8 protein-coding genes and 1 pseudogene are annotated in these 9,973 nt (G+C 56.6%); 2 read left to right on the top strand and 7 right to left on the bottom strand.

The window, feature by feature from the left end:
• Positions 1-184 precede the first annotated feature (184 nt).
• From ACFWO3_RS21535 to ACFWO3_RS21565, 7 genes are all read right to left on the bottom strand, one after another.
• Positions 185-1,696, bottom strand: coding sequence for an FAD/NAD(P)-binding protein (locus ACFWO3_RS21535; RefSeq protein WP_378581635.1), 1,512 nt, complete (start codon positions 1,694-1,696; stop codon positions 185-187).
• An 823-nt stretch (positions 1,697-2,519) separates the two neighbouring features.
• A complete protein-coding gene (locus tag ACFWO3_RS21540) occupies positions 2,520-3,749 on the bottom strand; it encodes an ATP-grasp domain-containing protein (protein WP_378581637.1) in 1,230 nt (409 codons plus the stop codon).
• Positions 3,750-3,888: 139 nt separating this feature from the next.
• Positions 3,889-5,133 (bottom strand): cation:proton antiporter, encoded by a 1,245-nt coding sequence (locus tag ACFWO3_RS21545; protein ID WP_378581638.1) that lies wholly within the window; start codon positions 5,131-5,133, stop codon positions 3,889-3,891.
• Positions 5,134-5,269: 136 nt separating this feature from the next.
• On the bottom strand, positions 5,270-6,025 hold the full coding sequence (locus ACFWO3_RS21550) for an NB-ARC domain-containing protein (RefSeq protein ID WP_378581640.1): 756 nt from the start codon (positions 6,023-6,025) through the stop codon (positions 5,270-5,272).
• Complete coding sequence (locus ACFWO3_RS21555) at positions 5,950-7,089, bottom strand: BTAD domain-containing putative transcriptional regulator (protein WP_378581642.1); 1,140 nt, start codon at positions 7,087-7,089, stop codon at positions 5,950-5,952. Before ACFWO3_RS21555 ends, ACFWO3_RS21550 begins: the two co-directional genes overlap by 76 nt.
• A gap of 115 nt (positions 7,090-7,204) precedes the next feature.
• Positions 7,205-8,209 (bottom strand): DMT family transporter, encoded by a 1,005-nt coding sequence (locus ACFWO3_RS21560; RefSeq protein WP_378581644.1) that lies wholly within the window; start codon positions 8,207-8,209, stop codon positions 7,205-7,207.
• A gap of 48 nt (positions 8,210-8,257) precedes the next feature.
• Entirely contained in the window at positions 8,258-8,689 is a 432-nt protein-coding gene (locus ACFWO3_RS21565) for a DUF2000 family protein (protein WP_378581646.1), read from the bottom strand.
• A gap of 49 nt (positions 8,690-8,738) precedes the next feature.
• Between ACFWO3_RS21565 and ACFWO3_RS21570 the strand changes: the two genes are divergently transcribed.
• Positions 8,739-9,530 (top strand): helix-turn-helix domain-containing protein, encoded by a 792-nt coding sequence (locus tag ACFWO3_RS21570; RefSeq protein WP_378581647.1) that lies wholly within the window; start codon positions 8,739-8,741, stop codon positions 9,528-9,530.
• 136 nt (positions 9,531-9,666) lie between these two features.
• Positions 9,667-9,879, top strand: a pseudogene (locus ACFWO3_RS21575) (IS1380 family transposase); the annotation flags it as partial.
• Positions 9,880-9,973: the final 94 nt, after the last annotated feature.

The raw sequence follows: 9,973 nt of genomic DNA on the forward strand, positions 1-9,973 counted from the left end.
CGATTACGAGAACGAGTACCGTCAGCAGTGCTCGAACGCCACCTCCGACTGCGAGGTGGCCTGAACCAGGTCTCCATCACATCCAGGACGGTTCAGGTCGTAGTCAGCGCTGACGCACTAAATCTGTGCACGTCGGGTCGAATGATGGTGATTTGGGCGTGCCCGCTACATAACCGATCTCGCCTCATGGGGCCGTGATCCGTCCGGCGGCTCTGCGCGCCCCAGACAAGGCGGGTCTTGGTGGTATTGGCCCTGATGCCTGAGAGGCTGCTTGAAAAATTGGCCGAATCGAATCGATCTGGTCAGCCAGCGCGAACAACGCATTCGGCACAGCAATTCTAGATCGCGCTTCCGCCCCAAGCATTATGACCTCGGGACCCAGCCCCCAACCGTCCTCGGCACGGGCCACCGGTCGAAACAGTTCCAGTCCAGATAGCGCTCGTGGGGATTCCCAACCACAGGCAAGAACGACAGCGTCGAATCTCCTCGTCCCCCCAGCGCAATGCATGTCGAAGGTTCCTGAGCGTGAAGACCTAACGTTGATGGCCCGCAAGTTTTCGTGGCGTATACGGCCTGCTGCCAGATGGCCGATGAGTCGCTGAGCGGTCACGGATGTGATCGCGTTGGTGTAGCGCCGCAGGGATCGACTTTCCACCGCTGCCCGTCCGATCGCGGCAAGGTCCGGCTGGGTATTGATCGCACGACATATCGGAACGATTGCCCTGGCCCAATGATGCTTTGAGGATTCAGCATATTCCAGTTCCGCACGGTAGGCGTCGACACCCGTTCGGTAGGTGCCACTGCCGATATCGAAGGGACTGGCTACATCCGCGGTGAACGAACGCACGAACTGCGACATCGCCGCGGGGGTCGCCGGCTGAGCATGTTCCAGAGCGCGAATACAGTCCGAATACAATTCGAGATCGTTAGGTAGCGTTTTGCGGACGCTTGGCAGGGGAGATCCGTGCCTGGACGCAAGACTGACTGCTGCACCGACATTCGCGAGCTCAATCGCAGACTCGATAGCGCTCAAGTTCGAGCCAACTAGCAATACACGTCTATCGCGCAGTTCTGATAGGCACTGGCTCAGAGGGTAGGGGCTCTTCCATACCTGTGTGTGTTGCAGAACGTGCGAGAATGATTGAGGGACGTGGGGTGTTGAGAGGCCTCGAGCAAGGATCACGCGCGCAAACCCGTCATAGGTGACGCCGTCCACCGTCGTCACTGCGGTGCCGCTGCTTGCTTGGCTGATTCGCGCCGCAAGGCCGAGGTGTTCGTGCAGCTGAATATCCGGATGGGACCGCAGTCTTGCGGCTGAGCCAGCGAGAAACTCACCGATGTCGCGCCGCTCCCGGAAGACTTCGGCGCCATCGCGATATGAAGTATCGGCCAGCAGCCCGAGGCAGGTGGCGTTTGCCGCATCGGATGTGTTGCACACCCCCGGGTTCGACCCACTTGGAAAAGCGATGCTCGATCCTAGCCCATACTCGTCGAAAACATAGACTTCCAAACGTGTTTCGCCGTCTGCCGCCAAAGTGGCGACAGCTGTCGTGGCGGCCATTCCTGACCCTATGACGGCGATCCTCACGCATCCACCCCTTGGGTGCTCTTCGGTGCGGACTTGCGAGTGCGACAGTCCTTTCGTCCTGCTTCTCGCGTGGAGCGAGTGCCAAGGTAAGCAGCGACCAAGATGCATGTAACGGGACCGAGCGCCACGAATTCGACCCGGCGAAAGGCAATGGCGTCGACAACGAATACGATGGCCGGCAGTAGCGACACAATAGTGGCAGAGACCGATACCTCCGCCTTAGTAATCCCGTACTGCAACAATACGATTGGCAAAGCGATACACGGGACCGACAGTGCTCCTGCGACCGCCAGATCCCCCCAATCAAGCGCTTGAGCCGAGGACACGCTGCTGAAGACGAGTGCACTCGCGACCCAACAACCATGGAATCTGATCGAGTTGATGTACGACGGCGCACAGCCGAGTGTGCCGAGCCTTCTACTGGTGGTGAGCACTCCGAGCGCGCACAAGCCGGCGCAAGTGGCGGTTGCTATACCCCAGCCTGTTTGAGCGTCGACACCCCCTTCTCTCACGAGAATCCATAGGATCCATGTGACTCCGAATGAACTCAGCACCGTAGCGGACTTCGACAGGGTGTTTGCGCGCTTAGCGAAGATCGCACCGCAGCCTAGAATGATGGGCGCAATCGACGTCTCTACGATACTCACCGTGGTCGGAATGGTGAGAGTGGTTGACACATAGAACAGCATGAAAGAGCCAGCCGAGTACCCATTGATTAGGAGTATCAACTGGAGGGGTGCACGAACTGGTCCAGATCCGTGCCGCACCCGAGTCACTAGCCCGAAGATCGCGGCAGCGACAAAAGCAGTGAAGACCGTGAACGTCGAAAGCTGAGAACTAACCATATTGCCGATTACTGAGCTCCCGGAGCCCTGGAGCAATACCGCGACCAGCACGATCAAGGGGTAAGCCCCAGAGCCTCCTGCCGCCATCAGTGCGCCGCCATCGTGAAGAGCCTGCGTGTTTGTTCGAGGTCCTGGATCGTCGACACAACCGTGTCTGCATGCTCTTGCCCCCGCGCGGTAAAGAACACCATACCCATGGCCCCGGTCGTGACCCGATTATCCAATTCGACGACAGTTCCGCGTGTAGGCGCCCTCTCCACCGACAGGACTTCGGGAAGGTCAAGAGCTGCAGAATAGTCAAATTCAATCAGACGCCCAGGCTGGACCGCCGACAACATATACCATCCAATTACATCTCCACCCCAGCCAATCCCGCCTCCATCACGGCTGGTGGTGCCGGTGTTGAGCATGCGGGCAAGTTCGGTCGCCTGGCTGTGGCCCCGGACGGACCGGTATATGTTGGAGGGGATACAGGGCCCCATCATGCGCCCGTTGAACTCGATGAACTGCGGACCATTGCTGGTGATACGCACCTCAGTGTGACTCGCCCCGAAGCGAAACCCGAGTGCGTCAAGGCAAGGCAATACATATTCAACCGCTGCGAGAGCATCTGGATCCGTTTCTCGAAGCGTGTATGCCGCATGGATGGTGGGGACGCCTCCCACCTCGTCGATGGCATACTTGAAGACCTCAGTAACGGTATGACGACCGTCTATCGAAACAGTGTTCACAAACAATTGCGGCCCTTCAACGTATTCTTGCACGGTGGCAGCAAGGTTCGGTTCGCCGAGAAGGTTGGTCGCTCCTAGAACCTGGGCCACCGCCTTCTCGGCCGTGACCGAGTCGGTGCAGATGGAGCACATATCAGAACCACCGCTCGACGATGGTTTCACTACGACTGGGTACGACATACGGGCAAGCCCGGTCCCGAGCTGCCCTGTGCTGCACACTTCTACAGTAAAGGGGTGCCGAATGCCCCGCCGGTGCAATTCCTTTATCATTGCAGCTTTGTTTCGGCGTGCGTAGGCCAGCTGAATATTATTGGCGTGCTCAGTAAACTGCGCAGCAGCCACATCGGCAAGTGTAACCCAGTGTTCGGCGCTCGGAACGATGAAGTCAGGTTGGAACTCTGCGCATCTCTCTGCGAGGTCATGCGGCACCTTCGGTAGCTGACCCGGATCTTCAATCAGGAACGGACAAGTGGGCCGGTACACATCGAGCGTCGCGCCGCGCAGGTTGAGTTCTGCAATTAGATCCTTACCGCTTGACTCGTCGCCTATGACGAAGACGCGTTTCGGTTGTATCTTGTTCACCATTCTCCGAACCTCTCTAAGCCATACACGATTCGGTCACAACAGCTGTCGGACATCGGGATCTGGAAGAACACGGCATCCCGCTCCACATCTGTTCGCGGCCGGACGTCTAGAAATTTCCTAATCGGATCTCGGGGGCATATCAAGTTGAGCTGCCCGTGATCGCCGGCTCCGGACTCACTTCTATCCGGCGTTCTTCTCGGACCCGCTCGTCAGCCGCCATGGGAATCCGGTCCATCGCCAGTCGAAGGAGGGGTGGCGCCAAGACAGAAGTGGCGATCGCAACCAGAACAATGATGGTGAACACCTCGGTCGTCAGTACCCCCAGGGCGAGTCCTGTCATGGCGATTACGATCTCAACGACACCCCGTGCGTTCATTGAGGAGCCAAGGGCGAACGCCTCCCAGTTTCCGAGCTTGCTTATCCGAGCGCCGATGAATGCCCCGATGAACTTTCCAGCAATGGCAACCGCGAGAATGAGGAGCCCGACTGCAACTACCTCCAGCTTCGCCAAAGCAGTAAGATCCATGCGCAGCCCGGCGGTTGCGAAGAAAATTGGAGCTAGAACGCCCAGAACGACATTTCGTAGTGGTGCAATGGTGCTGGGTTTGGGCCTTCCATACTCATTGATGAGGACGCCGCAGACGAAGGCGCCCAATAGCGACTCAAGGCCGAGACTGTGCGTGGCCGCGGCCGACAACAAAATGAGGCTCGTGGTAAGACCAAGCGTGACAAGTGGTTCTCCCGTGCGTTCCGCAGCGCGGAACGCACGCCTCACGAGCGGACGGCCAATTGCAATGGCAAAAACCAGCATCACCGTCAATGCGCCGAAGGACATCAGAATGGTTTGGAGATCGAATCCACTAGTTGCTGTTGCAGCCACCACCGCGAGTAGGAACCACCCGACCGCGTCGTCAAGCATGGCCGCTGTGAGGGCTAACTGGCCGATGGTTCGATGGATCAGGTTCATATCGATCAGTGTTTTGGCGATGACTGGGATCGCACTGACACACAGAGCCACTCCGAGGAAGAGTGCGAATACGTGGCGGTTCGAGTCCGGCCCGACGAAGTACGCGGGAATTGTGAGTCCGACAGCAATACCGAAGACCAGCGGGACAAGCAGTCCGAAGCTGCTGACTGCGAGAGCCGTTTTGGCTCTGGCCCGGAATAGGGCCAGATCGACATGTGCGCCCGCAACACCAACTAATAGCAGCACTCCGAACTGACCGAGAGCATCGAGGAGGTGGAATTGCGCGGCATCTCGGGGAAAGAGTTCGTCGGAGGCGGGCCATATCTGCTGTAGCACTGACGGCCCTAGTAATACACCGGCACACAGTTCTCCCACTAGTGATGGGAGTTTCAGCCGCATCGCAATGCGGCCCAACACTAGTGCCAGGAGAAGGAGAATTCCTACTTGGGATATAAATAGCAATACATGGTGACTTGGTAAAACCGGCACTGGGGGAGGCATATTCCCTTCTTCCGCTATCAACGTCCCGATGAAGGACGGCCAGTTCGGTCGATCAGACCGCTTGGGGTAGGATTCGACATCCATCTCGGTGGCCCTCAGCGCTCTTCTGGTCCGGCGTTCCGGAAATCGTTTCTGAATACAAGATCGCCAATCTATGCATCTCGTACGTCCCAGGGGTCGATTGCTGCAGCATATTCGCGTCAACGAGCGTTTCGAGTAAGTGCTCAGCCGCTGCCGGAGTCAAGGATGAAGCTTTGCCAACCATGTGAGGATCGAACTCGACGGTTCCGAGGCGTCCGAGGAGCTTGAAAAGTTGCTTCTGTTCGAAAGACAGGCGATTGTAAGATGATTCGAAGGCCAAGGAGACGCTGCGTTCATCTATACATAGCTCGGTTATGCGCCGACCATCTTCTGCAATATGTTTCACGAATCCGGATAAACTCCACATAGGTCGATGTCGGACGCGTGCAGCAATATTGTTTATTGCCAGCGGCAAATTGCCGCACTTTCTGACGATTGATATCACCGCATCAGGATCTGCAGCGGGACGTTCGTCTCCGACTGTCCGCCCGAAAAGTTCACATGAATCACTGGTGTCGAGGACGTCAAGAGTTATAGAGCGCGCGAAACGTATCCCGCATAATCTGTGGCGACTGGTAACGAGTACAATATCATAGTTGAATCGGTTTGCTAAATGTTCGATCTGCAAGGAGTCTGCCGCGTCGTCAATGACTAGCACTTCGGAGTGCGCGGCAGAGTTTCGGTTTCCGTGCGTAACTGGGAATAACTTGATGTCGGTGACGGCCATGGTTTCGGATTTTCGGAAGTGTGAAAATCCGTTGGCGAGCCGGTGTGAGCGTGGGTACCCAAGTTTACGTATTGCGGGCTACGTGAGTAGTTCTCGGACAGGACATGCGCAACGTGAACTGCGAGAGTCGTCTTTCCAACTCCAGCCATCCCATCAATTGCGATGATCGTGGGCTGGCATCGGTCATCGTCCTCCACAATTCGCAAGATTTTGTTTAGTTCCTTGGACCGGCCAATGAAATATGGTATATCCTTCGGAAGGATTGCGTTACGCTTGGCAGGGGTGGTCCGGCCTCGGTTAGCATCTGACATAGTGGCCGCCTGTGCCCGCGCATCATAATACATGTCCTGTAGTGACCGGCTGGGTTCTACTCCAAGTTCATCGAGCAACACACTGCACGTGCGTCTATATATTTCTAAAGCACGGTTCGGTGACCCCGATTGGCACAGTATGAGCATGAGCTGCCTGACCATGCGCTCGCGGTACGGGTTGTCTTCGACTAGGTCTGCAAGAATGCCGAGTAGCGTCCCGGAGCCCCCTTCATCGGCCAGTTCTAGGTCAGCCCATTCCTCGGCGGCGAGCAGTCGGTTTTCGTTCAGTGGCAGGGTACGAGTCTGAACGGATGTACTATCGACGCCTGACAAGATGCTGCCCGAGCACAGCGATAGGGCCTTGGCTAGCTGTTGTCGCGCCTCGTCATAGCCCGCTGCACTTATACATTTGTATGCACGGTGCAGGTGTTTCGTGAAGGTATCGCTGTCAATCGATTCTGGGGCACCACTTATTCGATATCCCGGAATAACCGTCTCGATTGATTTCTCAAGATCGGGGCTCAATTGTCTCAATTCGGAAACCGTGTTCCGGATCTGTTTCTCTGCCGTGGACGGAGGTTCGCCTTCGCACCAGACCGAAGTTACCAACTTCTGCAATGAAACTACCTCACCGTGAGATAATAGAAGCATCGCCATGACCGTCTGTTGACGATGTCCTCGGAATTGGATTTCACGACCCTCTGCCTCGGCAGTGACCAATGGTCCGAGTATCCGAAAATGGATGTTTCCCATGCAACCCCCCAAAAAAGAGTCTTGATTTCCCTGTTCTGCGCCGCTGCACGCCTGTGCTGCAATGAGTTAGAGAATACCGATGAAGCGGGCGTCTTCGGTGAACGTCGATTGAACGTTACTTTTGAATTGGGTACCTTTGGTTCAATGATGCATCATCAGGTTTGAGCTCCGCGTGCGGTTGTTCGTGGCGTTTACCGAGATTTCCCTGGGTAACGGCTAGAAGCGCTCCCGCGATCGTTATTAGGGCCCCCAAAAGTTGCCCCTTTGTGAATGATTCGCCTAGGAATAGTGTCGCGCACAGAGTTCCGAATATGGGTACGGCGAACATCATGATAGTTGCAGTAGAAGGCGCGACCGTCTTCAGTCCTCGGTAATAGAATAGATATGCGAGTGCGGTCGGCCCTATCGCCAGGTAAATAACATTTGCCCATCCAAGCCCTGAAACCGAAGTCCAGTTGACGTCGGGTATGGACGGTATTGATATCAGCAGCAAGGCCAGGGCGCCCACGGCGGTTCCAATCGTGGTCGCTTGGAACGGTTCGACCCCCGTCAGAACCTTCTTGGAAATTATCGTGTAGGCCGCCCAGCTGACGGCCCCGAGTAGGAAGACTAGATCGCCGGCAAGTCTGGATCCTGTCAACGTGGTTTCTGCACCCCCCACACTAACGAAGAATAATGTCGCGCCAATCACCGCAATGATTAGTCCGGCTATCCGAACGGGCGATGCGGTTTCCTTCTTGGTTGCTACCAAAAAAATAGTTGTAAGGACTGGACTCATTACAGGGACGATGATGGCGCCATCGAGTGACGGAGCTAGCGATAGCCCCCAAAAGAAGAAGAAGTTGTAACCAAATACCCCTAATAGTCCGAGAAGCCCGGCTCGGAATACGTTCGCGCGGGTGATCTTTGGTCGCCGTGTTCTGATCATTAGCATGGCGAGAATGAGGATCAGAGCGCCACCGCCGAATCGGAGGACTGCCGCAACTTGATGTGGCAACTCTCCAACCACCATTTTGGAGCTAGCGAATGCGCTGCCAAAGAACGCCATGGTCGTGAGCAGGTACAGGTACGCCATCTGCGAGTTCGGTTCGTGTGGTGAGGCGTAGCTGGAGCGTTGCATAGGGTCGGGCTCCTTGCTGTGCTGTGGCTGTACTGGGCAGTGACGGGCTCACGGGTGCATACGTGCGCCCTTGAGTACCTTGTCCACGACGTTCTTGGGTGCGTGAATTCCGATTCCAACGATGTCGAGTTGGTCTCCTGTCACTGACTTGACGGCAGCCCTGTTGTCCCGATCATTGTTGGTCGAAAAGAGATCCGATGTGAAGACGGACACTGTGATGCCTCGGCTGAGTGCCCGAGAGTGCATGTTGAGGAGATTGTTCTTGTTTCCTGCGAACACGAGTACCGGTTGTCGGAACATGGGAAGGTACGCCGTACCGTCTGCGTCGGCGTACGGTTCGCCGATTATGTCGGGATTGGCGGCAGCGATTCCGCTGACCAAGAAGGCAGAGACGTTCAATCGCTGCCAGCTCTCCAAGTCGTCACGCAGCAGAACGGCGATCTTCGTATCGAATCGGACGGGTGCTGTATCAGGTTCCACCCACTAGACGGTTCCTGCTTGGCTGACCGATGTCTTGTACATTCTTGATATGGTGGGTAGCGGAGAGATCGTCGGATGGAACCCTTCGATATGCGGGATCGAAGAGGTCTTCCATGCACATCTTGTGGACCATACTTATCCTAAGCACACCCACGAGTGCTGGACCCTGCTAATCGTGGATTCTGGAGTCATTCGTTACGACTTGGATGGCCATGAACATGGATCGATGGACAGCTTGGTTACGTTGTTGCCGCCTCATGTACCGCACGATGGGAGAAGCGTCGGTGTCGATGGATTTCGGAAGCGAGTCTTGTACCTCGAACCGGAGCTGCTGAGTGGCGTAGGCGCGGCAGTGGACATGCCGAGCCTGCAGGACCCGGTGTTGCGTGATCGTGTACATCGCTTGCATAGTTCATTGATTCGTCCTGGTGACGAGTTTGAGGCACAGTGCAGACTTGAAATTGTGAGGGAGCGGCTACAAGGCCATTTGCTCCGAGAAGTTGGCACACCGCCGTCGTACTGTGACCCGTCACTGGCGCGGATGTTGCGTGATCTCATTGACTCTCGCACCCAGCTAGGGGTCACGCTCGGCGAAGCCAGCGAGCTGCTGCATGCAGATTCTACCCACCTCGTGCGGTCGTTTTCACGCGAGTTTGGAATAGCGCCCCACCAATATCTGATCGGTCGAAGGATCGAGTTGGCTCGCCGACTCCTCCTTGCCGGTCACCGACCGTCACAGGCCGCGGCCGCTGCCGGGTTCCACGACCAGGCCCACCTCAACCGCCATTTCAAACGAATGGTTGGCACCACACCTGCCCGGTTCGCTCGCTGGCGACCGTAATCGCCAATCGGACTAGCCTCGCGCTTTCACGCTGATTGAGAGAAACTTCGTGTCATAAACGAAGAATGGTGCCCTGAACTGGGATAATTCGACTTGCGAAGGTTGAATCAATCCAGGATCTAGGAGCGCCATTCAGGTGAGCAAGTCTACGTCGTCGTACCCGACGCTGTCCGCATCGGCGACCGGCACCGGTGTCGTGTCGCATGCCGGCACCGCGTTGTTGCTGCGCACTGCCGAGAAGACGGGGCTGGCCACCGCACTGTCGACAGCTTTGGCGCCGTGGCGTAAGCCGCTGGCCAGCCACGATCCCGGCAAGATCGTGTTGGATCTCGCGGTCACACTTGCGCTCCTGACTTGCACAGATTTAGTACCCCGGTCAGCGGGGAGATAGATCCAGGGCGGTGAGGATGGGCGTGGCATCGGCTGTGATCGGGTCGGTGGCG

It is taken from the genome of Rhodococcus sp. NPDC058521 (genome assembly GCF_042719695.1).
GTDB lineage: Bacteria > Actinomycetota > Actinomycetes > Mycobacteriales > Mycobacteriaceae > Rhodococcus_F.